The sequence below is a fragment of the Butyrivibrio sp. AE2032 genome (assembly GCF_000702965.1).
The window spans coordinates 355350-378613 of record NZ_JNLF01000006.1 but is presented as its reverse complement, the minus strand read 5'-3'; the positions used below and the strand labels follow the sequence as shown (position 1 = coordinate 378613).

20 protein-coding genes are annotated in these 23264 nt (G+C 43.7%); 18 read left to right on the top strand and 2 right to left on the bottom strand.

The annotated features are described in order from the left end of the window. Position 1 precedes the first annotated feature (1 nt). From BO18_RS29970 to proB, 3 genes are all read left to right on the top strand, one after another. Entirely contained in the window at positions 2-769 is a 768-nt protein-coding gene (locus tag BO18_RS29970) for a response regulator (protein WP_034452421.1), read from the top strand. A gap of 43 nt (positions 770-812) precedes the next feature. After that, the gene (nudC, locus tag BO18_RS29965; RefSeq protein ID WP_242856625.1) at positions 813-1667 is read left to right on the top strand and encodes an NAD(+) diphosphatase; all 855 of its coding nucleotides are present in this window, start codon (positions 813-815) and stop codon (positions 1665-1667) included. A 77-nt stretch (positions 1668-1744) separates the two neighbouring features. Next, complete coding sequence (proB, locus tag BO18_RS29960; protein WP_034452420.1) at positions 1745-2548, top strand: glutamate 5-kinase; 804 nt, start codon at positions 1745-1747, stop codon at positions 2546-2548. A 40-nt stretch (positions 2549-2588) separates the two neighbouring features. Here the strand turns inward: proB and BO18_RS29955 are convergent, their stop codons facing one another. Beyond that, positions 2589-3158: a hypothetical protein gene (locus BO18_RS29955; RefSeq protein ID WP_034452419.1), complete on the bottom strand. Its 570-nt coding sequence runs from the start codon at positions 3156-3158 to the stop codon at positions 2589-2591. Between the two features lie 145 nt (positions 3159-3303). Between BO18_RS29955 and BO18_RS29950 the strand changes: the two genes are divergently transcribed. The 14 genes from BO18_RS29950 (at position 3304) to BO18_RS29885 (ending at position 20651) form a co-directional block, all read left to right on the top strand. Then, positions 3304-6135, top strand: coding sequence for a DNA translocase FtsK (locus BO18_RS29950; RefSeq protein ID WP_034452418.1), 2832 nt, complete (start codon positions 3304-3306; stop codon positions 6133-6135). A 134-nt stretch (positions 6136-6269) separates the two neighbouring features. Then, positions 6270-7946 (top strand): formate--tetrahydrofolate ligase, encoded by a 1677-nt coding sequence (locus tag BO18_RS29945; RefSeq protein ID WP_034452417.1) that lies wholly within the window; start codon positions 6270-6272, stop codon positions 7944-7946. An 11-nt stretch (positions 7947-7957) separates the two neighbouring features. Beyond that, complete coding sequence (folD, locus tag BO18_RS29940) at positions 7958-8815, top strand: bifunctional methylenetetrahydrofolate dehydrogenase/methenyltetrahydrofolate cyclohydrolase FolD (RefSeq protein ID WP_034452415.1); 858 nt, start codon at positions 7958-7960, stop codon at positions 8813-8815. A 20-nt stretch (positions 8816-8835) separates the two neighbouring features. Next, the gene (locus BO18_RS29935) at positions 8836-10281 is read left to right on the top strand and encodes an FN3 associated domain-containing protein (RefSeq protein WP_034452414.1); all 1446 of its coding nucleotides are present in this window, start codon (positions 8836-8838) and stop codon (positions 10279-10281) included. Positions 10282-10291: 10 nt separating this feature from the next. Beyond that, a complete protein-coding gene (locus tag BO18_RS29930; protein ID WP_034452411.1) occupies positions 10292-11167 on the top strand; it encodes a sulfide/dihydroorotate dehydrogenase-like FAD/NAD-binding protein in 876 nt (291 codons plus the stop codon). Between the two features lie 35 nt (positions 11168-11202). Further along, positions 11203-12585, top strand: a complete 1383-nt coding sequence (gene gltA / locus BO18_RS29925) for an NADPH-dependent glutamate synthase (protein WP_034452409.1) — start codon at positions 11203-11205, stop codon at positions 12583-12585. 11 nt (positions 12586-12596) lie between these two features. Continuing rightward, a complete protein-coding gene (locus BO18_RS29920; RefSeq protein ID WP_034452407.1) occupies positions 12597-13466 on the top strand; it encodes a DegV family protein in 870 nt (289 codons plus the stop codon). 21 nt (positions 13467-13487) lie between these two features. Beyond that, the gene (locus tag BO18_RS29915; protein ID WP_034452405.1) at positions 13488-14519 is read left to right on the top strand and encodes a hypothetical protein; all 1032 of its coding nucleotides are present in this window, start codon (positions 13488-13490) and stop codon (positions 14517-14519) included. Between the two features lie 9 nt (positions 14520-14528). Further along, the gene (gene rlmH / locus BO18_RS29910) at positions 14529-15011 is read left to right on the top strand and encodes a 23S rRNA (pseudouridine(1915)-N(3))-methyltransferase RlmH (RefSeq protein WP_034452403.1); all 483 of its coding nucleotides are present in this window, start codon (positions 14529-14531) and stop codon (positions 15009-15011) included. 17 nt (positions 15012-15028) lie between these two features. Continuing rightward, positions 15029-16075 (top strand): PhoH family protein, encoded by a 1047-nt coding sequence (locus tag BO18_RS29905; RefSeq protein WP_034452402.1) that lies wholly within the window; start codon positions 15029-15031, stop codon positions 16073-16075. After that, positions 16065-17276, top strand: a complete 1212-nt coding sequence (locus BO18_RS29900) for an MFS transporter (protein WP_034452400.1) — start codon at positions 16065-16067, stop codon at positions 17274-17276. The genes BO18_RS29905 and BO18_RS29900 overlap by 11 nt, the downstream gene beginning before the upstream one ends. After that, positions 17260-17763, top strand: a complete 504-nt coding sequence (gene ybeY, locus BO18_RS29895) for an rRNA maturation RNase YbeY (protein WP_034452399.1) — start codon at positions 17260-17262, stop codon at positions 17761-17763. The genes BO18_RS29900 and ybeY overlap by 17 nt, the downstream gene beginning before the upstream one ends. Before the next feature lie 21 nt (positions 17764-17784). Further along, a complete protein-coding gene (locus BO18_RS29890) occupies positions 17785-19425 on the top strand; it encodes a polysaccharide biosynthesis C-terminal domain-containing protein (RefSeq protein ID WP_034452398.1) in 1641 nt (546 codons plus the stop codon). A 2-nt stretch (positions 19426-19427) separates the two neighbouring features. Next, positions 19428-20651, top strand: a complete 1224-nt coding sequence (locus BO18_RS29885) for an NAD(P)/FAD-dependent oxidoreductase (RefSeq protein WP_051689311.1) — start codon at positions 19428-19430, stop codon at positions 20649-20651. On the opposite strand, the gene BO18_RS29880 is transcribed toward BO18_RS29885, so the two are convergent. Beyond that, on the bottom strand, positions 20652-21743 hold the full coding sequence (locus BO18_RS29880) for a ribose-phosphate pyrophosphokinase (RefSeq protein ID WP_051689310.1): 1092 nt from the start codon (positions 21741-21743) through the stop codon (positions 20652-20654). Between the two features lie 105 nt (positions 21744-21848). Here BO18_RS29880 and BO18_RS29875 point away from each other — a divergent pair, with 105 nt between their 5' ends. Then, complete coding sequence (locus BO18_RS29875; protein ID WP_034452395.1) at positions 21849-23264, top strand: carbon starvation CstA family protein; 1416 nt, start codon at positions 21849-21851, stop codon at positions 23262-23264.

The following is a 23264-nucleotide window of genomic DNA, read 5'->3' as shown; positions in this document are numbered from 1 at the left end:
GATGGATAAGAGAGTACTTCTTATAGGCGGCGGAAAAAGCTTTATGGTCACATCTATTTCCAAGGAACTTAAGGAACAGGGCTTTGAAGTGGTTCAGGCTGCTCCTGATGTTACTGAGATTGAGCATATAGAGAACAGGCCAAATGTCTATCTTATTTACGTGGACGATGTTGATGAGATGATGGAGTTTTTTGTGTATCTCAGGGATAAGTCTGTGGAGACAGACATTTCAATAAGCGTCATAGGTTCTCCCGACGAGATAGAAAAGATCTATACAAAGACTTCCAAAGACAAGATAGCTGCGGCTTTTGAGCGCCCTGTTAATGTGAAAGAGCTTGGCAGAGCAATGCTAAAGGTCGTTGAAGCTGAGGAAGTAAGACTCCAGAAAAAGAGAATTCTTGTGGTTGATGATGATGGAACAATGCTCCGGACCATAAAAGAGTGGCTCTCTGAAAAATACCAGGTATTCATGGTCAACTCCGGAATGGCAGCCATAACCTTTTTGGCCAAAAACGAAGTAGACCTTATTCTCCTTGATTACGAAATGCCCGTAACCACCGGCCCCAAAGTCCTTGAAATGCTCAGAAGTGAGCCTGCCACCAGTGACATCCCCGTAATGTTCCTCACCGTAAAGAGCGACAAAGAGAGCGTCATGCAGGTGTTATCCTTAAAGCCTGAGAAATATCTTTTAAAGACCATGCCCCCGGCAGAGCTTATCGCCAACATCGATGAATTCTTCGAAAACCAGAAGATCAAGAAATACATGTGACAAATTTCGGACATCGCTAATGATAGAAGGAAGGTGCTGGGACATGATGCTACAGGATATTAATCCAAGAAAATTACACAATGAATATAGGCCGAACTACACACCACAGTCTGGGGACTATGTGCTTTCATTTAAGGATGGAGAGCTTTTGATGGGGATTTCTGAGGAGAAGGTGTGCTTTCCGAAGGTGGAGGAGCTGGACGGGGAGGCACGAAAAGAACTGGTATATCTCTTTTCAGTAGATGACGAAGTCTTTTTGCTGGCGAGAAATGGGTCTATTGAAGTAGCGGGATATGGCTACGAGAAATTAAAGGCTCTCAGGGACAAGTACTATCTGCCAAAAGAGTATGTCTTTGCTGCCTTTACGGCCTATCAGCTAGATGAATGGTACAGTGTTACAAAGTTCTGCGGTAAGTGCGGTAGTAAGAACGAAGATCACAGTAAGGAACGTGCAAGAATCTGTCCTGTGTGTGGCAATGTGATATACCCGAGGATCTATCCTGCAGTAATTATCGGTGTTACGGATAAGGAAACTAACAGAATTATCCTCGCCAAATATCGAACCGGCTTCGGACATAATGCTCTGGTTGCAGGCTTTACTGAGATTGGAGAGACGCTGGAAGAAACCGTAGAGCGTGAAGTGATGGAAGAAGTGGGGCTTAAAGTCACCAATATACGCTACTATAAATCTCAGCCCTGGGGCATTGCCAGCGATATCCTCGCAGGGTTCTTCTGCGACGTTGAGGGAGATCCAACAATTAAGATGGATGAATCTGAGCTTAAATATGCTGAATGGGTAAAGCCTGAAGATATAGTTCTTCAGCCTTTGGAATACAGTATGACCAATGAAATGATGAAGCTCTTTAAAGAAAAGGGCTATGAAGGAACGCTTAAATAAAAGAGATGTCTTGCTATATTTTTTATTTCGTCATATTATTTAATACATTAAAACTTTAAAGAATAAAGGCGATAGAAATGACACTCAGTAAGAAGAGAATTGTAGTTAAGGTAGGAACTTCCACAATCACCAATGACGAGGGAAACGTAGATATCAGATCACTGGATCATCTATGCAGAGCTCTGGCTGGAGTTGAGAATCTTGGATATGACCTGGTGCTGGTTTCATCAGGAGCCATTGCTGTTGGTGCAAACAAGATGAGGCTTGCTCAAAAGCCTAAAGAGATCAGGATGAAACAGGCTGCAGCTGCTGTAGGTCAGACAGAGCTCATGCACCTGTATGATAAGTTCTTTAGTGAATATGGGAGAATGGTAGGCCAGATCCTTCTTGACAACGGAGATATCACAGATCCTGTAAGAAGCGAAAACCTTAAGAATACATTTGATGCACTTTTGGAGAATCACATTATTCCAATCGTCAACGAGAATGACTCTGTCAGCCATGCAGAGATTGAATCAGAGAAAAAGCTCTTTTCTGATAATGATATGCTTTCAGCCGTGGTTGCAGTTTTCTGTAAGGCTAGCAAACTGATAATCTTCTCAGACATCGATGGCCTTTACGACGGAAACCCCAAGACTGATCCAAATGCCAAGGTCATAAGCAGGGTAGAAGAGATCACAGAAGAACTCAAGAACGTAGCATCCGGCTCTGGCTCAAACCGAGGAACCGGCGGAATGATCACCAAACTTGAAGCCGCAGAACTTGCAACCTCTCATGGAATTGACGTCCTTGTTACTAACGGCAAGAACCCTGAGATGTTGTATGACATAATTGAAAAGAAGAAGGTTGGCACCTTGTTCGTTGCCAAGAAGAATAAGTAAACAAAAAAGCTGTCACATTAAGTGACAGCTTTTTAAAATATCATGGATTCTCGTGGTACTTGTCGTAGATCTCGGTAAGGTAGGTCTTCACAATCTGGATGTTGGACATCTTGCGAAGATCTGCATTGCCCATAAGTACTGCAATCTCGTCTGCAAGAAGCAGCATATTGAAGATCTGGAGCTTGAACTGATCTCTGGTGAGCTGGTCGATGTTGACCTCCATAAGAGGTGAACCAAGCTTCATGGTTACGTTGTCATCTGCGATACCGGTCTGAACAAGCCTTGTATCAGGATCAAAGTTAACGTAGAGGATGAGCTGTTCTTTCTCGTGCTTCTTTAAAGTAGTAGGGTTCTGGTGTGAAATCTCCATCCACTCGTAAAGATCAGCCTCGTCGGGATTCATAAGATACTTAGTAAGCTCTTCCTTGTGCTTCTCTACATACTGCATGTACTTGCTGGCATTTGGGCCTGTGTAAGCAAGCTCAACCTTGACGCCGTTATCTGTCTTAACAAGACGGCATTTCTCAGCAACTTCTTTTATCTTGAGAGATGTTTCTGTGTTACCGATCATCTTAAAGGTGCCGGTTTCTAATTCCTGTCTAAATTCCATCCTTGTCTCCTTTGTATTATATCGAACACAACTTAAATCAGTTGTTAGTATAGCATAAAGGGTTGAAAAATGATATACTATCTAGAGTCTGTTTTTGGGAAAGACAGACCACTATTTATAGAAGAAAGTTTTGTACGGGTAAGAAATGGCAACTAATCAAAGGGGAAATAGAACCGGGAAGAGTTCTGGAAACAGATCTTCCAGGTCTAAAAGTGCATCAGCAGGTAACAGGAGGATCCAGGAAGAGGAGTTTGACTATTCTCTAAGGAGTGAACTTGTGGTCATCGGAATGGTGGCCCTGACTGTGTTTCTGTTCCTTTGTAATTTTGGCATATGCGGAGCATTTGGAAATGCTGTGAGCAGCATTTTATTTGGTCTGTTTGGAATTACTGCCTATATTGCACCTTTGGTTGCTTTGGGTGCAGTTGCTATTGGCGTCGCCAACTTCGGCTCCAGCGCATCTAAGCGCAAGATCGTGGCCGGTATTGTTCTTTTCTTTATCATTGGTATGGTGGCTGACCTTCTTGTGGGCAGACCACAGTCTTTGAATTCCTACGACATTAAGACAATATATACGGAAAGTTCCGGAGGCAGGAACGGAGGCGGGTTCTTTGCCGGTTCTCTTGCATATCTTTCCTATAAGTATCTGTCCCTGGCTGGGACAGCTCTTTTGCTGCTGCTAGTGGGCATTGCGGCTGTTGTGGTATTTACTCAGCATTCCTTCGTTGGAGGTCTTAAAAAGGGCGGTAGAAAGCTTATTGATAAGACCAGGGAAGAGGCTGACAACTACCGTGATTACGCTGAAAAGCGCCGTGTTAAGATGGAACAGCGCCGGGCTGAAATCGAAGAGGAGAAGCGCCTTGCCATAGAGCAGAAGGAGGATGAAAAGATCCTTCGCATGGAGAAAAAAGCTATTGGCGTTACCATCGACACCGACCTGACCAAAGGGGAGGATGGCGACGATCTTGGCGAGATAAGCCTTCACAATGAATCTACTGATAAGCCCAAGAACTTGTTCATCCCTGATGAAGATGAGTTCCACGATGATATTCATGAGATTATTCTCAATCACGATAAGCATGAGATAGAGACTGATATAGAGCCTGATGGCCAGCGTGTAATGCGCATGGAACCGGCTATTCACGGTATGGGCTATGATGACCCCACAGATGATGCTGAGGAAGCCATCGAAGAGATCACTGCCGCAGCAAAAGAGCCATTGGAGGCCCCAAAGAAACTGGTTGCAAGGGCGAGTGCTGAGCCCGATGAGGATGAGGATATCCTTCCTGATGTTCCGGTACATGCTGAGCACCTTGGAAATGGCATGAATGGAGACTATGTGATCCACGCTCAGGATCATATATCCAGAAATCCTAAGGCAGACAGCAGTATAAATGGAGCAGCGCCTTCTTCGGCTGCTAATCTTGGCCCGGGACCACATACCACAAGTCCTGGCCTTGAGCAGGAAATCGAGAAGAAAAAGCGCGAGATTCCAAAGAAATATGTATTCCCTCCTTTGAATCTTTTGGAGAAGGGCGTTAAGAACAAGAATACAGATTCTGCTAGGCAGCTTAAGGAGACAGCAGTTAAACTTCAGGAGACCCTTAAGACCTTCGGAGTTAACGTTACAGTTACAGATATCAGCCAGGGACCGGCAGTTACCAGATTTGAGCTTCAGCCGGAAGCAGGAGTAAGAGTCAATAAGATCGTTGGACTTGCTGATGATATCAAGATGAATCTGGCTGCCAGTGACATCAGAATTGAAGCGCCTATCCCCGGAAAGGCTGCTGTAGGTATCGAGGTTCCCAATAAGGAGAATCAGGCTGTTGCACTTAGAGACCTGTTTGAATCTCCGGAGTTCAAGAACTTCTCATCCAAACTTGCCTTTGCAGTAGGTAAGGATATTGCAGGTCAGACAGTAGTAACTGATATTGCCAAGATGCCACATCTTCTTATTGCTGGAGCAACAGGTTCCGGTAAGTCGGTGTGTATCAATACCATCATCATGAGCCTTATTTACAAGGCTAAGCCTGAAGAGGTCCAGATGATCATGATCGACCCTAAGATCGTTGAGCTTTCTGTTTATAATGGAATCCCTCATCTTATGATCCCTGTTGTGACAGATCCTAAGAAGGCTGCAGCAGCGCTTAACTGGGCTGTTGCTGAGATGACCAACAGATATAAGAAGTTTGCTGATGCAGGAGTAAGGGACCTTAAGGGCTACAATAAACTGGCCCAGGACAGCGATGATCCTGATATGACAGTACTTCCTCAGCTGGTTGTTATTGTCGACGAGCTTGCAGACCTTATGATGGTATCAGCCAATGAGGTTGAGGATGCCATCTGCAGACTGACACAGCTAGCAAGAGCTGCAGGAATTCACCTTATTATTGCAACTCAGAGACCTTCAGTAGATGTCATCACAGGACTTATCAAAGCGAACATGCCAAGCCGTGTTGCTTTTGCCGTGTCCAGTGGTGTTGATTCCAGGACAATCCTTGATATCAACGGCGCGGAGAAACTCCTTGGAAAGGGCGACATGCTCTTTTACCCACAAGGTTATACCAAACCCGCCAGAGTTCAGGGGGCCTTTGTATCAGATAAAGAAGTTCAGGCAGTCACTGATTTCCTTAGAAATCAAAAGATTGATTCCTCTTACAGCGAGGAGATAGAGCAGCAGATCCAGAACATGCAGATGTCAGGTGGTGGAGGCCAGGGGGCTTCCGGTGGCATGGGCGATTCCGGATCGGGACGAGATGAGTACTTTGTTCAGGCAGGGAACATTATCATAGAAAAAGAAAAAGCGTCAATCGGTATGCTCCAGCGTGTGTTCAAGATCGGCTTTAACAGAGCGGCGAGAATCATGGACCAGCTTTGCGAGGCCGGTGTGGTAGGTGATGAAGAAGGTACCAAGCCAAGAAAAGTACTTATGACTAAGCAGGAATTTGAGGCTTACGTCAACGAGGGTCCAAACTAAGGCTCAGCCCGAATCACTTGCTGATGAGGGCGTGCGAAAATGATGCAGATGTGAGCATGCCCTTCACCGAAGGTGACTTTAATGGCATGCGAATTGTTTTGCATCGAAGATGCAAAAAAAGGAGGAGTAGAGTAATGGCAGTAAAGAGTGACATTGAGATCGCACAGGAAGCAAAGATGCTTCATATCAGAGATGTAGCGCAGAAGCTTCAGATCACTGAGGACGACCTTGAGTATTATGGCAAATACAAGGCTAAGCTGTCCGAAGATTATCTGAAGAAGGTTCAGGGAAACAAGAAGGGCAAGCTTATTCTTGTTACCGCCATCAACCCCACACCGGCAGGTGAAGGAAAAACCACAACCAGCGTAGGCCTTGGAGATGCACTTAACAGACTTGGATATAAGACTGTTATAGCACTTCGTGAACCATCCCTTGGTCCCTGCTTTGGAATTAAGGGTGGAGCAGCAGGAGGTGGATACGCACAGGTTGTACCTATGGAGGATCTTAACCTTCATTTCACCGGCGACTTCCATGCTATTACTTCTGCTAACAACCTCCTTGCAGCACTTTTAGATAATCATATCCAGCAGGGCAACGAGCTGGGTATCGATACCAGACAGGTAATATGGAAAAGAGCTGAGGACATGAATGACAGAGCCCTCAGAAATATCGTAGTTGGTCTTGGAGCCAAGGCAGACGGTGTTCCAAGAGAAGATCACTTCGTTATCACAGTTGCATCAGAGATCATGGCTATCCTTTGCCTTGCAAGCGACATGGATGACCTTAAGGCAAGACTTTCAAGAATCATCGTTGCTTATACAAGAGACGGACAGCCTGTAACAGCAAAGGATCTTAATGCTGTTGGCGCAATGGCAGCTCTTTTGAAGGATGCCATCAAGCCTAACCTGGTTCAGACCTTAGAGCATACACCTGTAATTGTCCACGGCGGACCATTCGCTAATATCGCTCATGGCTGTAACTCAGTAAGAGCAACAAAGACAGCTCTTTCAATTTCTGATTACACAGTTACTGAGGCAGGCTTTGGTGCTGACCTTGGTGCAGAGAAGTTCCTTGATATCAAGTGTCGTATCGCAGGTCTAAAGCCTGATGCAGTAGTATTAGTAGCTACTATCAGAGCTCTTAAGTACAACGGCGGAGTAGCAAAGGCTGATCTTGGAACTGAGAACCTTGAGGCTCTTAAGAAGGGTATCGTAAACCTTGAGAAGCACATTGAAAATATACAGAAATATGGCGTTCCTGTAGTAGTTACACTGAACGCATTCCTTACAGATACTCAGGCAGAGATGGACTATGTAAAGCAGTTCTGCGAAGAGAGAGACTGCAAATTTGCCCTTTCTGAGGTTTGGGCAAAGGGCGGCGAAGGCGGAGAAGCCCTTGCTAAAGAGGTTATCAATACTATTGAAACTAAGCCTTCAAACTATGCACCTATCTACACCGACGACCTTTCTCTTACAGAGAAGATAAATAAGGTGGCTACTGAGATCTACGGAGCAGACGGAGCAAACATTCTTCCTGCAGCAGCTAAGCAGCTGGCTAAGCTTGAAGAGCTGGGCTTTGGTAAGCTTCCTGTATGTATGGCTAAGACCCAGTACTCACTGTCTGATGATCCTGCAATGCTTGGCAGACCAAGAGATTATCAGATCACAGTACGTGAAGCTTATGTTTCAGCCGGCGCAGGCTTTGTAGTTGCTCTGACAGGTGCTATCGTAACTATGCCAGGCCTTCCTAAGAGACCTGCTGCCTTTGATATCGACGTTAACAGCGAAGGCAAGATTGTAGGTTTGTTCTAAGGAGATACTTAATGAGTGCAAAGTTGATTGATGGAAAGGCCATCTCAGCCCAGATAAAGGATGAGCTTAAGGAGAAGACAGCTGCCCTTAAGGAAAAGGGCATTACTGTAACTTTGGCAGTTATCCTTGTGGGCGAGGATCCGGCCTCCCAGGTCTATGTTCGTAACAAGAAAAAGGCCTGTGAATATATTGGTTATAACTCTCTTTCCTACGAGCTTCCTGCTGATACTTCAGAGGATAAGCTCTTGGAACTAGTACAGGAGCTTAACGACAGAAGCGATGTGGATGGTATTCTTGTCCAGATGCCGCTACCAAAGCACATTGATGAGAAGAAGGTCATAAATGCCATTGACCCTTCCAAGGATGTGGATGGTTTCCACCCTGTCAATGTGGGAGCTCTTGTGATCGGAGAAGAGGGATTTGTATCCTGCACACCGGCAGGTGTTATACAGCTTTTGAAAAGAGGTGTTCCTGATTTTGACATTTCCGGCAAGGAGTGTGTGATCATCGGAAGGTCAAACATTGTAGGAAAGCCAATGTCTCTTTTGATGCTAAGGGAGAATGCTACAGTTACGGTAGCTCATTCCAGGACCAAAGATCTTGAGGCAGTTTGTAAAAGAGCTGATATAATAATTGCAGCAGTTGGTAAGGCTAAGGTTATTACAGCAGACCACGTCAAGGAAGGTGCAGTAGTCATTGATGTTGGTATTAACCGAAATGTCGATGGCAAGCTTTGCGGAGATGTTGATTTTGAGGCTGTAAGTCAGATAGCATCAGCTATTACTCCGGTTCCCGGAGGTGTTGGTCCTATGACCATCGCAATGCTTATGAATAACTGTTATGAAGCTGCGTTAAGACATCACAGATAATAATTTACGAAGGGCGTTCTATGAAGTGTCCTAATTGCGGACTTGAAATTCCTGAGGGACATATGTACTGTGACAGTTGTGGCACAGAGATAAACTTTGTCCCGGATTTTGAGCCAGAGGTTGAAAACCAGATAAATGCCACTCTTTCAGGGCTGGCAGATGAACTTAATAAGGAAGAACGGCTCAAACAGGAGAGAGCGAAGAAAAGAAAAGACATCCTTAATGCCATTGTTTCCAGATGGAAGCTGATCCTTATAGGTGTTGTTACGGTTGCCTTACTTATAGTTTGCATTTTTACATTCTTTGTTTACAGCAACAAAACATCACTTTATTACCTGAGCAAGGCAGAAAGGGCCAGATCTTCAGGCAATCTTGAGACTGCTATAGAGATTTTGGAGGAAGGTCATAAAGAGCATCCTTCAAATTCAGACATCATTTTCAGACTTTCAGACTGCTACCTGGAGAACAACGAGAAAGAAAAGGCTATACAGGCTCTTACAAGGATCGTCGATTCAGCTCTTTTTGAAGAGGATAAGATCATTACGGCCTATGAAGGCATTATTTCCATCTATAAACAGGGTGGGGATTATGATAAGCTTTCTGAGCTTCTTCTGGGGACGGATGATGCTATTTTGGCAGACCTTAGGAGCAGATATATTCCCAATATGCCGGTTATGTCACCTTCTTCAGGAACCTTTGATGTGGTAAATGTTAACCTGAAGATGATTGATGGTTCTGCAGATAATATCTACTACACGGTTAATGACGGAGATCCAACAAATGGCAGTATCCTTTACCAGGGGGAGATAGTTCTTGATACGGAAGGAACCTACGATATAAAAGCAGTTGCCATCAATGAGATGGGGATTTCAAGTGCTGTGGCGGAAGGTACTTACGTTATTGAAAAGGGTGCACCTTTAGCTCCTGAGATAATGGAGCCAAGCGGCGAGTATAATCAGAACACCATGATCGTTGCCGTGGCAGAGGCCGGGAATACCATTTTCTACACCACCGACGGCTCAGATCCTACGGAGGAATCAAAACAGTATGTTTCTCCGATTACCATGCCTGTAGGTACCAGCCATTATAAGTTTATCGCCTATGATCCTGATGGAAATGCCAGTGAGATAGTTGAAAGAGATTATCACCTTATTTATTCAAGACTGGTTTCTGCAGAGCAGGCAGTAAACACACTGGTTGCAACTTTGGTCCGTCTGGATATTCTTTTGGACTCTTCAGGAAAGGTTCGTGGAATTGACGGTCATTACGAGTATATATATAATTCAATCATTGAAATAGAAGGTGCCGGTGAGTATTACGTGGTTGTTGAGAATCATGTATTTAACGATGGTACGACAGCTCCCACAGGGCTTATGTACGCAGTTAATACCCATGATGGCACAGTTAACAGATTAGGTTACGATTCAAGTGGCAAATATACACTGATAACAATATCAAACAGATAGGAGGAGAGGTATGTTCAAAATTTTGGAGGCAAATGAGCTCACTACGAACATTTTTCAGATGATCGTTGAGGCTCCACGTGTAGCTAGTGCCTGTTTACCGGGACAGTTTCTTATTATTCGTGTAAATGAGGATGGAGAGAGAATTCCTTTAACAATCTGTGACTATGACAGAGAAAAGGGAACTGTAGAAATAGTTGTCCAGGCTATAGGTGCTGAAACATATAAGCTTTCTCATCTTAAGGCGGGAGATGAGCTTGCAGATGTAGTAGGACCTTTAGGAAAAGCTTCTGACCTTGTTTATGAGGACGTTGAGGAGCTTAAGAAAAAGAAGATTGTCTTTATTGCAGGCGGTGTTGGTACAGCTCCTGTTTATCCTCAGGCTAAATGGCTTAAGGAGCACGGTGTTGACTGTGATGTTATTATCGGTGCAAAGAATAAGGATCTTGTTATCCTTGAGGACAGATTTAAAGAGGTTTGTAACCTTCATATCACAACAGATGACGGTTCTTATGGAAGAAGCGGAATGGTTACAGTTGCTCTTCAGGATCTTTGGAATGAAGGAAATAAGTATGATCACTGCGTAGCAATCGGACCAATGATCATGATGAAATTCGTATGTAAGCTCACCAAGGAGCTCGGTATTCCTACTGTTGTCAGCATGAATCCTATTATGGTTGACGGAACAGGCATGTGTGGAGCATGCAGACTTACCGTTGGTGGTAAGGTTCAGTTTGCCTGTGTTGATGGACCTGAGTTTGATGGACACCTGGTTGACTTTGATCAGGCTATGAATCGAATGAAGCTCTACAAGACTGAGGAGGGAAGGCTTTTCCTCAAGGCACAGGAAGGTGATACACACCACGGCGGATGCGGAAACTGCGATTAAGATAGGGATTCAAAGTCATAGATAGGAGAAAAAGTATGGATGGATTTGTAAGAGTTCCTGTTCGTGAGCAGGACGCAAAAGAAAGAGCTAAGAACTTCAAGGAAGTTTGTCTTGGATACAATAAAGAAGAAGCAGAAACAGAGGCAAAAAGATGCCTTGGCTGTCCTAACCCTAAGTGTGTAGAGGGATGCCCTGTTTCTATTGATATTCCTGGCTTTATTAAAGAGGTTAAAGAAGGAAACGTTGAGGCTGCTTATCAGGTTATCAGTAAGTCCAGCGCACTTCCAGCTGTATGTGGACGTGTATGTCCTCAGGAGAGCCAGTGTGAGGGTAAATGTGTAAGAGGCATCAAGGGCGATGCTGTATCTATCGGTAAGCTTGAGAGATACGTTGCAGATTCTGCACGTGAGCTTGGAATTAAGCCTGAAGGTGCTAAGGAGAAGAAGGGCAAAAAGGTTGCTGTAATCGGTTCAGGTCCTTCAGGACTTACCTGCGCCGGAGACCTTGCAAAGATGGGCTATGATGTTACTATCTTTGAAGCACTTCATGAGGCTGGCGGAGTACTTGTTTATGGCATTCCTGAGTTCCGTCTTCCTAAGGATGCAGTAGTTAAGAAGGAAATTGAGAACGTTAAGGCTCTTGGCGTTAAGCTTGAAACTGACGTAGTTATCGGAAAGAGCGTTACTATCGACGAGCTTATGGAGAAGGAAGGCTTTGAGGCTGTATTTGTAGGTTCAGGTGCCGGACTTCCAAGATTCATGAATATCCCAGGTGAGCAGGCTATGGGTGTATTCTCAGCTAATGAGTACCTCACAAGAAGCAACCTGATGAAGGCTTTTGATGAGAACTCAACAACACCTATCATGAAGGCTAAAAAGTGCGTAGTAGTTGGTGGCGGAAACGTTGCTATGGATGCTGCTAGAACAGCACTTCGTCTTGGTGCAGAGGTTCATGTTGTATACAGACGTGGTGAGGAAGAACTTCCTGCACGTAAGGAAGAGGTTCATCACGCTAAGGAAGAGGGCATCATTTTTGACCTTCTCACAAACCCTGTTGAGATCCATGAGGATGAGAATGGATGGGTAAAGAGCATTACCTGCATCCGTATGGAGCTTGGCGAGCCTGATGAGTCAGGAAGAAGAAGCCCTGTTGAGATTCCGGGATCAGAGTTCGAGATCGAGTGTGATGCAGTTATCATGTCACTTGGAACTTCTCCTAACCCTCTTATTTCTTCAACTACAGAGGGTCTTGAGATCAACAGAAGAAAATGTATCGTTGCTGACGAAGCAAACGGGCAGACATCAAAGAAGGGTGTATTTGCCGGTGGAGATGCTGTTACCGGAGCTGCTACTGTAATTCTTGCAATGGGTGCAGGAAGAGCAGCTGCAAAGGGCATCGACGAATATCTTTCAAAGTAAGTGGGGGAGTTATGGGCTATAGTTTTGTAGTGTTTGCAGATGGATGCGCAAACCTTCCTAAGGAAATGCTTGATGGCATAAGTCTCATTCCAAACGATTATCTGCTTGATGATGTGCCACAGGTGTATCTTGGGGATATTGATCATTTCGATGGCCATTCATTTTATGAGGACCTGAGAAATGGCAAGGTTGCTAAGACATCTTTGCTTAATACGCATTTGTTTGAGACACATTTCCGTCCGGTTCTGGAACAGGGACAGGATATTATTTATATTTCCATGAGTTCAGGCATCAGTGGAACTTATAATGCTGCAAGAATAGCAGCAGAGGAACTTTTAGAGGAGTTCCCCGAACGCTTTATCCATATTGTGGATTCCCACGGATGCGGATTTGGAAATGGTATTTTAGCAGAAAGAGCAGCTTCTTTAGCAAGGAAGGGTGTTGATGTTAAGGAAGCAGCTAAGATTTTGGATGAGGACGTTCCTCACATGTGTCAATACTTTACGGTAGATGATCTTAACTTCCTTAGAAGAACCGGCCGTGTAAGTGGTGTTGCTTCAACCATTGGAACTGTCTTGAGCATTAAGCCTATCCTTTATGGTGACAGCACAGGACACATTGTTTCCTGCGCTAAGGTTAGAGGCCGTAGCCAGGCTATAAAAGCTCTGGTTAGTAAATTTCAGGAAAAGGTAATGGATGTGCCAGATCAGCATATCTGCATTTCCCATGGTGACTGCCTTGAGGATGCAAATACTCTGGTTAAGATGATCCGTGAGATCGCTCCGAACACACCCATCACTCTTGCACAGCACGAACCATTTTCCGGTGCCCATGTAGGTCCCGGAATGCTTGGACTTTTCTTCTATGGCAAGGAAAGATGATCAGTTATAAGGAGCTTACATTTGGATAAACAGGAAAAAATCAAATTAGCCATTACAGCAGGTATTGCAGCAGTAATTCTTTTGATACTTGTACTGTTCCTTGCTCTTTCAGGCAAGAAGAACAATGATGGCGAGATGCTTGAAGAAAACATTGCTAAGTATTCCAGTGGTCAGGAGGAGTCTACAGAAGGTCTTTCTGTGATCACAGCAAGCGAAGAAAAATCTGATGAAAGCGATTTGGCAGCTACAGGGGATTCTGGTTCTACAGGATCCTCTGTGCTCACATATTCGGAGACTAAAAATACTGCTAAGGCAGCTATTTCCGGAAACAGCTTCTACGCTACAAGTGCTGCTGTATTAAAGAACGTATACAGGGGCATGAAGTATGACGTAAATGCTCAGCTTAAGGATATGTACACCTATTGGGCCGACGGAAATATGGATGCAGTAAGGGATCTGGCACATTTGGAAAGATATGAGACCATGTCTCTTTCTCTTAATGGCAGTAAGGATTTCTACTATTACGGAGATAAGAATAGTGAGGGTAAGCCTGATGGTATGGGCCTTGCTGTTTATGCCAATGACCAGTATTATTTCGGAAAATGGTCTAATGGACTTAGAAACGGTGATGGAACATGGGTATCCTTCTACCCGAATTACAGTACCTATGTGGTAAAAGAGCACATGTATACAGGACAGTGGGCTAATGACCTTCCTGATGGTAAGGGACAGGAGCACTATGATTATGATCCTGAATATATGAACCAGGAGGATCTTTATCTTCAAAATGCCATAGGAGGTTTTTCTTCCGGTAAATACAATGGAGATATGTATATCATCACCATTGACAAGGATGGCAACACTATTGAGTGGCTTGGAAGCTGCGAGGGTGGAGACTGGAAACAGGTCAACTATGCTGCCATTGACGATAAAGGGAAAATCCCTGTTCTTAGTGAAAGGGAAAATTCTGACAATCATATTTTCATGTCTGTTGATGGTGCCAAGAGCAATGGAGTAACAGGTATCATTACAGGTGGACAAGAGAAGCAGTAAGGTATTTTTGTGAGCAGGATCAGTATTATTTGTGTTGGCAAAATAAAGGAAAAGTACTGGAATGAGGCTATAGCTGAGTATTCCAAGAGGCTTTCCAGATATTGTAAGCTTGATATCATCGAGGTGGCAGATGAAAAGACCCTGGATGATGCTCCTGAGGCTCTTTGCGAGCAGATAAAAAAGAAGGAAGCTGACAGGATACTGGAAGCCCTCGATGATAAGGCTAAAATCTGTACTTTGGAGATAAAAGGGAAAAAGCTTTCCTCCGAAGGACTTTCAGAGTTTATAGGCAAGCAGGGAGTGAATGGAATAAACCACATCCAGTTTATTATTGGTGGGTCACTTGGGCTTCACGAAAGTGTACTTAAGAAATCTCAGATGGCCATCAGTTTTTCGGACATGACATTTCCTCATCAGATGATGAGGGTCATTCTTCTTGAGCAGATCTACAGATCATACAGGATCCTAAACGGAGAACCTTATCATAAATAACGATCAGGATTTATTATATGAGTGAGATTACGGAACTAACGCTGAATCTTACTGCAGATGATGAGAGAAACATCTTTGGTGGTAATGACAGCTATATAAGAAAAATAGAAAAGAGCTTCCAGGTGGAGATCATTGATCGAAACGGACAGCTCCACATAATAGGCGAAAAGGAAGGCGCCCAGAGGGCATCTCAGATAATCAGAGAACTTGTTCAGTTATCAAGGCGCGGATCCATGGTGGAGGAGCAGAGCGTTGATTATGCAATCTCCCTCAAACAGGATGCTGAAAGAGAGCCTGGTGTTAAGGAAAGTGACAACGTTCTTGTGGATATAGACAGGGACGTTATCTGCCACACTATTTCCGGAAAGCCTATCAAGCCTAAGACTCTTGGGCAAAAGAAATATATCGATGCAATACGTAATAAGATGATAGTTTTTGGCCTTGGTCCTGCCGGTACAGGTAAGACCTATCTTGCCATGGCTATGGCCATCACAGCCTTTCAGAGAGAGGAAGTGTCCCGTATCATCCTGACAAGACCTGCCATTGAAGCAGGAGAGAAACTGGGATTTTTGCCGGGAGATATGCAGAGCAAGGTAGACCCGTATTTAAGGCCTCTTTATGATGCTCTATATCAGATCATTGGCACAGAGAACTTCATCAAGAATATGGAGAAGGGGCTCATTGAAGTGGCACCCCTGGCCTATATGAGAGGAAGAACACTGGATAATGCTTTTATTATTCTGGATGAGGCTCAAAATACCACACCTGCCCAGATGAAAATGTTCCTTACCAGAATTGGTTTTGGTTCTAAGGTTATAATTACCGGTGATGCTACTCAGAAGGATCTTTCACCGGATACAAAGTCAGGACTTGATGTGGCAAGCGCAGTCCTTAAGAATATTGATGACATTGCCTTCTGTAATCTGACAAGTGCTGATGTTGTAAGGCATCCACTGGTTCAGAAGATAGTTAAGGCATATGAGGATTACGAGAAAAAGGCCGCAAACAAAGAAGTAAGAAAAAATGTTCAGAAGCTGGAGAAGAAAAGGGTAAATGGAAGGTGAGAAGTCTTCGGATATTAAAATAAAACTGTTGTATGCCGCTATGTTTTTGTTTACAGGCATAATGGTTTTCTTAACATCTTTTTTATCTGATAAAAGTTATGAAGCTATTTTAAGGAATACTATTGTTTCCTTTATCTGTGCAGGAGTCGTGGATTTTATGCTCCTTGATGCTGCCGGAAGAGGGAAAGAAGGCTTTTCCTACGATAACTATTACAAAAGGAACAGGTTCTTTATTGTGTACATGCTGATGGTAGTTCTGTCATGTCTCTTTTCCTTTGTTCCTAATGTATTCTGGCCTTACATGTCGCTTATTGTAATTCTGGGGCTTTTTTCTAATGCAGAGATCGGAATTATTTCAGGAATAAGCTTTGTCACTATTTCTGTTATGCTTGAGCAAAATGGTTCCTTTGGGGAACTGTTTATGTATGTTCTTGCCGGAGCTGTTGCAATAGCTCTTTTCAGGGATCTTAAGGAAAATACATCCATTGGTCTGCCTACATTTGTGGCGCTTTTGATGCAGGGAGTTCTGCTCATTGCCTTTAATGTGCTTTTCCAAAACAGGACCCTTTCCTTTAATCTTTTGCTGCTTCCAATCCTTAATCTGATGGTGAATCTGATCATTCTTTTGATCTTCCTGAATATGTTTGGTGTGTATATCATCAGAAAGTCTAATGATATGTACATGGAGATAAATGACGCTGAGTATCACCTTCTTGCAGAGCTTAAGGAGAAGGATAAAGATGAGTTTTTCAGGGCTATCCACACTGGATATCTTTCTGAGAGGATTTCCCTAGGACTGGGCTTTAATGACAGAGCAGTAAAGGCCTGTGCTTATTATCACAGGATCGGTGTTCTGGATGGCAAGACGAAATGGGCGGATGTAGAGCATTATTACACAGATAACAACTTTCCTATTGAGGCTATCGAGTACCTTCATGAGTATATTGAGCCCGTAAAAGGAAAGATTAAGTCTAAAGAGGCGCTTACAGTTCAGCTTTGTGAGACTGTTATTGTTTCCATCATGTATCTCATAAAGCAGAATAAGGATGCTAAGATAGATTATGATAAACTGATAGATGATCTCTTTGATAAGAAAGAGAAAGCTGGAGAATTAAAGGCATTTGATATCACCTATAACGAGTATGATCAGATGCGGAAGATCCTAAAGAAAGAGAAGCTTTACTATGACTTTTTACGTTGAGAATGAAGTTCAGGCAGATTTTGGATTTGATATTGAAGAGCTATCAAAGCTTGTGGCGGAAAAGGTTCTTGAAATGGAAGGATGCGATTATCCTGTAGAGATAGGCCTTACCATCACTGATGATGAGGGTATTAAGGAAATGAACAGTCAGTTCAGGGGAATAGATTCTCCCACTGATGTTCTTTCTTTTCCGAATGTCAGCTATGAGACAGCCGGAGACTTTTCTGTGATGGATTCAGAGCAAAAGGTTGATCTCCTAAATCCTGATACAGGTGGCCTTATGTTTGGGGACATTGTGATAAACGAGGCCAGAGTAAGATCACAGGCTGCTGATTATGGACACAGCCTTAAGAGGGAGTTTGCTTTTCTTGTGGCACATTCAATGCTTCATCTTTGTGGTTATGATCACATGGAGGAAGATGAGGCCAAAGTGATGGAAGAGAAGCAGGAAAAAGTATTGGGAGAACTTGGTATTACCAGAGACTAGTTTTGATTGGGAGTGCGCCTCATGAAGACGTATACAGAGGAGAAAAGAATCAGGCCGGATGTACTTACGGCTTCAGTATATATTGCTATAGCTGCAATGATGCTTTATGCAGTTATCTGTCAGAAAATATATGGAGATAAGGGAGCTTTTTTCAGTGCAGCTCCTTTATCATTGTATCTGCTTTTTTACTGCCTGTTTGTGTTTGCAACTCAAAAGGCAGTTTATATTATGGTGAGGCTTCGGGCCAGGAGATCCCAGTATCTAAATGCCCAGGCCAATATGGAAAGGTCCGTCAGGGTTTTCGGAATAGCTTCAGTTCTAATCGGTGTTCTTACAATCTTAGGAAGTTATTCTCTTTCTGGTAAAGCTTTTGGAGCTGAGAGAGGTTTTTTCCAGCTGATGATTGCCGGCGCCTCCATCATACTTCTTGGAGGTCAGGGAGTTCTAAGGGGCTACCTTCAGGGAGTGGGCTACACGAAGCCTATTGCTGTAGCTGATATAATCATTGCGATTTTTTCCATGGTTTCCGGAATAATTATTGTGGAATTCCTGTACCATTATGGCCTTAGGGTAAACGATCTTCTTCATGTGGATGAGTTCAGTGCTGTTTATGGATCAGCAGGCATGATGGCAGGAATTTTTATCGGTTCGCTGGTGGGCTGTATTCTTACCGTTATCAGCTACAATCTCAGAAAGAGCGAGATTGCAAGCTTTGTGAAGAGCGGAGCTCCAAGATATCTGGACAATAAGAATGATGTTTTTACCGGAATCAGACATATCATGGCTTTGTACTGTACACCTGCTCTTATGGTACTGGTGGATCAGTGTGCTTACGTTATCTTTACAAGAAGATTCCATGAGGATGTGGACTACGTTTCCCTGTTTGGAGTTTACGCAGGCAGGATAGTTACCAGTGTAGGGCTTATTTCAATCCTTTGCTGCATTCCTTTTATCAAGAAATGGAACAGGGTTATGGCAAGGATAGAAAGAGATGAGCTTGAGGGTGCAAGAGACAGATATAAGGGTCTGATGCGCTTTTTCAACGTTCTTTTGATTCCGGTTTCTGTGTTTGTTTTTGCTTTATCAGGCACAGTACAGACGGTTATCTTTGGAAAGGCTTCTGAAACTGCTAACAATCTGATGCTGCCTTCTTCGATAGCCATTTTCCTTTTCAGCTTTGCGATTATGTTTTCCTGGCTCTTAAGTCACATGGGAAAATCTGTGATCATACTGCTTAACGTTGGAATAGGCTGGGCAGTACATGTAGGCGGTCTTATTCTTTTTATGATGATATTTAATTTAGGCATTATGGGAGTAGTAATAGCAGCCCTTCTTACATTTTTGGTGTATGATGTGCTTTGCTTTTTGATGATCGGAAAGATGCTCAGATACAGGCAGGATCATTTTAAGTGTGTTCTGCTTCCCGGTATCAGTGCTGCAACTTCCGGTTTTATGGCATTTCTTTTGAATATGCTTCTGGTAAATAACATTGGAGAAGCGCTCACCTTTATTATCTGCCTTGTAGTTTTCTATGCCGTATACATGCTGATAATGATCGTGACCAGGGGAATAATGGCCCATGAGCTTAGAAAAATCCCCCTTGGATTTATCTTTGAGGGCCTTGCCAGAACGATAACCCACGACAGGTATTATGAGGGATAATTTTGAGTAAGAGGATCATTGTAGCCGGAGGGGGAGCTTCCGGTATGTGTGCTGCTATATATGCAGCAAGAAATGGTGCAAAAGTCACTATTATAGAGAAGAATACTGTCCTTGGTAAAAAACTCTCCATGACGGGTAACGGAAGGTGCAATCTGACCAACCTGGATATGAGAGAGGAATGTTATAACACTGCTGCCCGTGGAAGAATGAAGGAGTGGCTTTCTACCTATGGAGTTGAAGATGTTATAAGCTTTTTCAAGTCCTTGGGAGTGGTAGTTAAGAGCGAGGACGGATATATCTATCCGGTTTCAGGTCAGGCTTCTACAGTGGTCAGGGCTTTGGAAAATGAAATTTCCCGCCTTGGAATTGAGGTGGTTTACGGACAGCAGCTTAAAGGTGTTAATGCAGAGGATGAGGGAGTTTACGAGGTAAAAACAGATAAGGACTCTTTTACCTGTGACGCAGTTATTCTTGCTGTGGGTTCCCTGTCCGGAGCTAAAAGTACCATGTCCACAGGCGACGGGTATTATATCTGCAAGAAGCTTGGTATGAATGTTAAGGATACTTATCCGGCTCTTGTTGGATTTAAATGTGACCCTCAGGAACAGATGCCAAAGGCAGGTGTCCGGATCACCGCCGATATTTCTTTTGTCCTGGGAAAAGAGACTTTGGCAAGGGAGCAGGGTGAATTACAGCTGACAGCTGATGGAATCTCGGGAATACCTGTTATGCAGGCCTCAAGGGATGTTATCAGGTTTGTAGAAGAGAAGAAGCCTGTATACGCTGTGATAGATTTCTTCCCGGACTATGATGATAAAGATTTTGAGTCCCTTAAGGCTGACATGTTAAAGCTTAAGGATGACAGGACTTTGGAGGAGTTTTTGCAGGGCTTTTCCAACAGCAATATAACTGAGATGGTCCTTTCAAGGATGAAGCTCTCTAAATCCATGAAGATGAAGAATATTTCCTCCAGTATGGCAGAGTGTATTCTGGATAATTACAGGGCTCTGCGACTTAAGATTGATGAAAGCTATGGATATATGGCTTCTCAGGTTACCACAGGTGGAGTGAGTCTGGGTGATATAGGCAGTGATTTTGCTTATAAAAAATCCCCCGGCATTTTCTGCATCGGGGAGCTTGTGGATGTTGATGGAAGATGTGGAGGCTATAACCTGCAATGGGCTTTTACAAGTGGCAGCATTGCAGGCACAGCAGCTTCACTATGATCATTTATAGGACTTTAGTGTTTCGTGGATGCGGTCCTCAGGTTTAGTCAGTTTTTGCATTGAACCATGGTTGTGGAGGGTATCGATTATGGCTGCTATATAGCGGTTCATGCTAACGCCCATATAGTATTCCTTTTCCAATAGCTCAGGTTTCTGGTAAACAAGGTTGGTGGTAAATATCCTGTCAAACAGGCCCTGTTCATAGGCTTTATCAAGCTTTTCAAAGCCGCTGGAGAAAAGGCCGAAGGTTGCAAAGATAAAGACTCTTTTTGCACCACGATCCTTGATCTGCTTACATACATCGATGATGCTTCCACCTGAAGCGATCATATCATCTACTACGATGGCATCCATTCCATCAAGGCTTCCGCCACAGAAGTCATGGGCTATGATGGGATTGGTGCCATCAACTATGTTGGTATAATCCCTTCTCTTGTAGAACATACCTATATTGACGCCAAATACAGAGGCGAAGAATACTACACGCTCTGTGGCGCCTTCGTCAGGTGCTATGAACATCAGGTGATCTGAGTCTACCTTGATATCTTCATATTCTGTTAGAAGGGCCTGGGTAAACTGCAGGGCAGGAGACACGTTCTCGATTCCCTTTAAAGGAAGAACGTTCTGCATTCTAGGGTCATGGGCATCAAAAGTAACTATGTTATCCACGCCCATATATTCAAGCTCCTTCAGCATTACTGCGCAGTCTAAGGATTCACGCTGGGTTTTACGATGTTGCCTTCCTTCATACAAAAAGGGCATTATTACCGTAATCCTTTTTGCTTTTCCGCTGCAGGCTGCGATAATGCGCTTCAGGTCCTGAAAATGATCGTCGGGAGACATACGGTTCAGTTCCCCGTCCATTTTATATTTAAGGGAATTGTTACATACATCCGCAAGAATATAGATATCCTTGTGCCTGACGGATTCTTTGATGATAGCCTTGGCTTCGCCACTGGCGAATCTTGGACACTGGGATTCGATGAGAAGATTGTCGCATTGCTTCCACTCACACAGGATCTGATTTATCCTTTGAGCTCTTTGGGAGTATGACTCAAGTGCAATTATTCCTAAATTCTTTGTAGCATTCATAGGGATACCTGACCTTTCTATCTATATTTTAACATATCATGAACTGTAAAACGTACTATAATACTATGTATATAATCTATTATTTAATGATCTGGGAGATGTGAAATGGTTTCGTTGGGATTATGTTTTTTGGCTTTATTACTTGGCTTCATGTTTTATGGCAAACTTGTTGAAAAGATCTTTTCGCCGGATGACAGGACTACACCTGCCTATACTAAACAGGATGGAGTAGACTTCATTCCTATGAAGACCTGGAAGGCCTTTCTGGTTCAGCTTCTTAATATTGCAGGTACAGGACCAATATTCGGAGCTATCATGGGAGCCTGCTTTGGACCAGTTGTTTTTCTTTGGATCATCTTTGGTGCGATCCTGGGCGGAGGAGTCCATGATTACATGTGCGGAATGATCTCAGAAAGGCATGATGGATACTCTATAGCTGAGCTTAGCGGCATTTATTTGGGAAAAGCTGCAAAGTGGGGGATGCGTGTTTTTTCAATTGTGCTTTTGATCCTGACAGGAACAGTTTTTGTCACATCGCCAGCAGCTCTTTTGGCAAGGCTTACACCGGACTTTATGGGGGTTCCATTTTGGACATTTGTGATCCTTATTTACTATATTCTTGCAACACTTCTTCCCATTGATAAGATCATTGGCCGTTTTTATCCGATTTTTGGAGCCGTTCTTATAGCAATGGCAGTTGGTATACTTTTTGGTATCTTTAAAGGTGGTTACACTATTCCTGAGATAAGCCTTCAGAATCTCCATCCGGAGGGGCTTCCTGTCTGGCCATATATGTTCGTGACTGTGGCCTGTGGTGCTATTTCCGGATTCCATGCAACCCAGTCCCCGATGATATCCAAGTGCATTACATCTGAGAAACAGGGACGTGTAGTTTTTTACGGCGCTATGATTTCGGAATCTGTTATAGCTCTTATCTGGGCCGCCGGCGGAGTAGCATTTTATGGCGCAACAGGAGCTCTTTCCGCAGCGATAACACAAAACGGACAGTCCGGAGTTGTCTATGATATCTCTACAGGAATGCTGGGGCCAGTTGGAGCAGTCCTTGCAATTGTCGGAGTTATCGCTTGTCCCATCACTTCAGGTGATACGGCATTCCGTTCAGCAAGACTGATCCTTTCTGAAATAACAGGCCTTGATCAGAAGAAGATCAAGAATCGTCTTTTGATCACATTGCCACTACTGGGAATCGGTGCGCTTTTGACCCATCTTGATTTCAATGTGCTTTGGAGATATTTCTCCTGGAGTAACCAGACCCTGGCTATGATATCCCTTTGGATTTCCACTGTTTTCCTTATCCGTAACAGGGGAAAAAAATATAGCCTCCTCACAGCTCTTCCTGCCACCTTCATGACAGGGGTTAGTGTGACCTATATTCTGATGGCTAAAGAGGGCTTCCGCCTTGATAGAAGTATCAGCTACCCAATAGGTGTGGCTGCAGCTGCTGTTCTTTTTGCGATTTATGTTTTAAAATGTCGTAATATGACTCAGAAGCAGGAGTAA

Bases quoted from the DNA above. Each gene is read 5' to 3' on its own strand.
- BO18_RS29970 (WP_034452421.1), top strand. From the start codon at position 2: ATGGATAAGAGAGTACTTCTTATAGGCGGCGGAAAAAGCTTTATGGTC.
- nudC (WP_242856625.1), top strand. From the start codon at position 813: ATGATGCTACAGGATATTAATCCAAGAAAATTACACAATGAATATAGG.
- proB (WP_034452420.1), top strand. From the start codon at position 1,745: ATGACACTCAGTAAGAAGAGAATTGTAGTTAAGGTAGGAACTTCCACA.
- BO18_RS29955 (WP_034452419.1), bottom strand. From the start codon at position 3,158: ATGGAATTTAGACAGGAATTAGAAACCGGCACCTTTAAGATGATCGGT.
- BO18_RS29950 (WP_034452418.1), top strand. From the start codon at position 3,304: ATGGCAACTAATCAAAGGGGAAATAGAACCGGGAAGAGTTCTGGAAAC.
- BO18_RS29945 (WP_034452417.1), top strand. From the start codon at position 6,270: ATGGCAGTAAAGAGTGACATTGAGATCGCACAGGAAGCAAAGATGCTT.
- folD (WP_034452415.1), top strand. From the start codon at position 7,958: ATGAGTGCAAAGTTGATTGATGGAAAGGCCATCTCAGCCCAGATAAAG.
- BO18_RS29935 (WP_034452414.1), top strand. From the start codon at position 8,836: ATGAAGTGTCCTAATTGCGGACTTGAAATTCCTGAGGGACATATGTAC.
- BO18_RS29930 (WP_034452411.1), top strand. From the start codon at position 10,292: ATGTTCAAAATTTTGGAGGCAAATGAGCTCACTACGAACATTTTTCAG.
- gltA (WP_034452409.1), top strand. From the start codon at position 11,203: ATGGATGGATTTGTAAGAGTTCCTGTTCGTGAGCAGGACGCAAAAGAA.
- BO18_RS29920 (WP_034452407.1), top strand. From the start codon at position 12,597: ATGGGCTATAGTTTTGTAGTGTTTGCAGATGGATGCGCAAACCTTCCT.
- BO18_RS29905 (WP_034452402.1), top strand. From the start codon at position 15,029: ATGAGTGAGATTACGGAACTAACGCTGAATCTTACTGCAGATGATGAG.
- BO18_RS29900 (WP_034452400.1), top strand. From the start codon at position 16,065: ATGGAAGGTGAGAAGTCTTCGGATATTAAAATAAAACTGTTGTATGCC.
- ybeY (WP_034452399.1), top strand. From the start codon at position 17,260: ATGACTTTTTACGTTGAGAATGAAGTTCAGGCAGATTTTGGATTTGAT.
- BO18_RS29890 (WP_034452398.1), top strand. From the start codon at position 17,785: ATGAAGACGTATACAGAGGAGAAAAGAATCAGGCCGGATGTACTTACG.
- BO18_RS29880 (WP_051689310.1), bottom strand. From the start codon at position 21,743: ATGAATGCTACAAAGAATTTAGGAATAATTGCACTTGAGTCATACTCC.
- BO18_RS29875 (WP_034452395.1), top strand. From the start codon at position 21,849: ATGGTTTCGTTGGGATTATGTTTTTTGGCTTTATTACTTGGCTTCATG.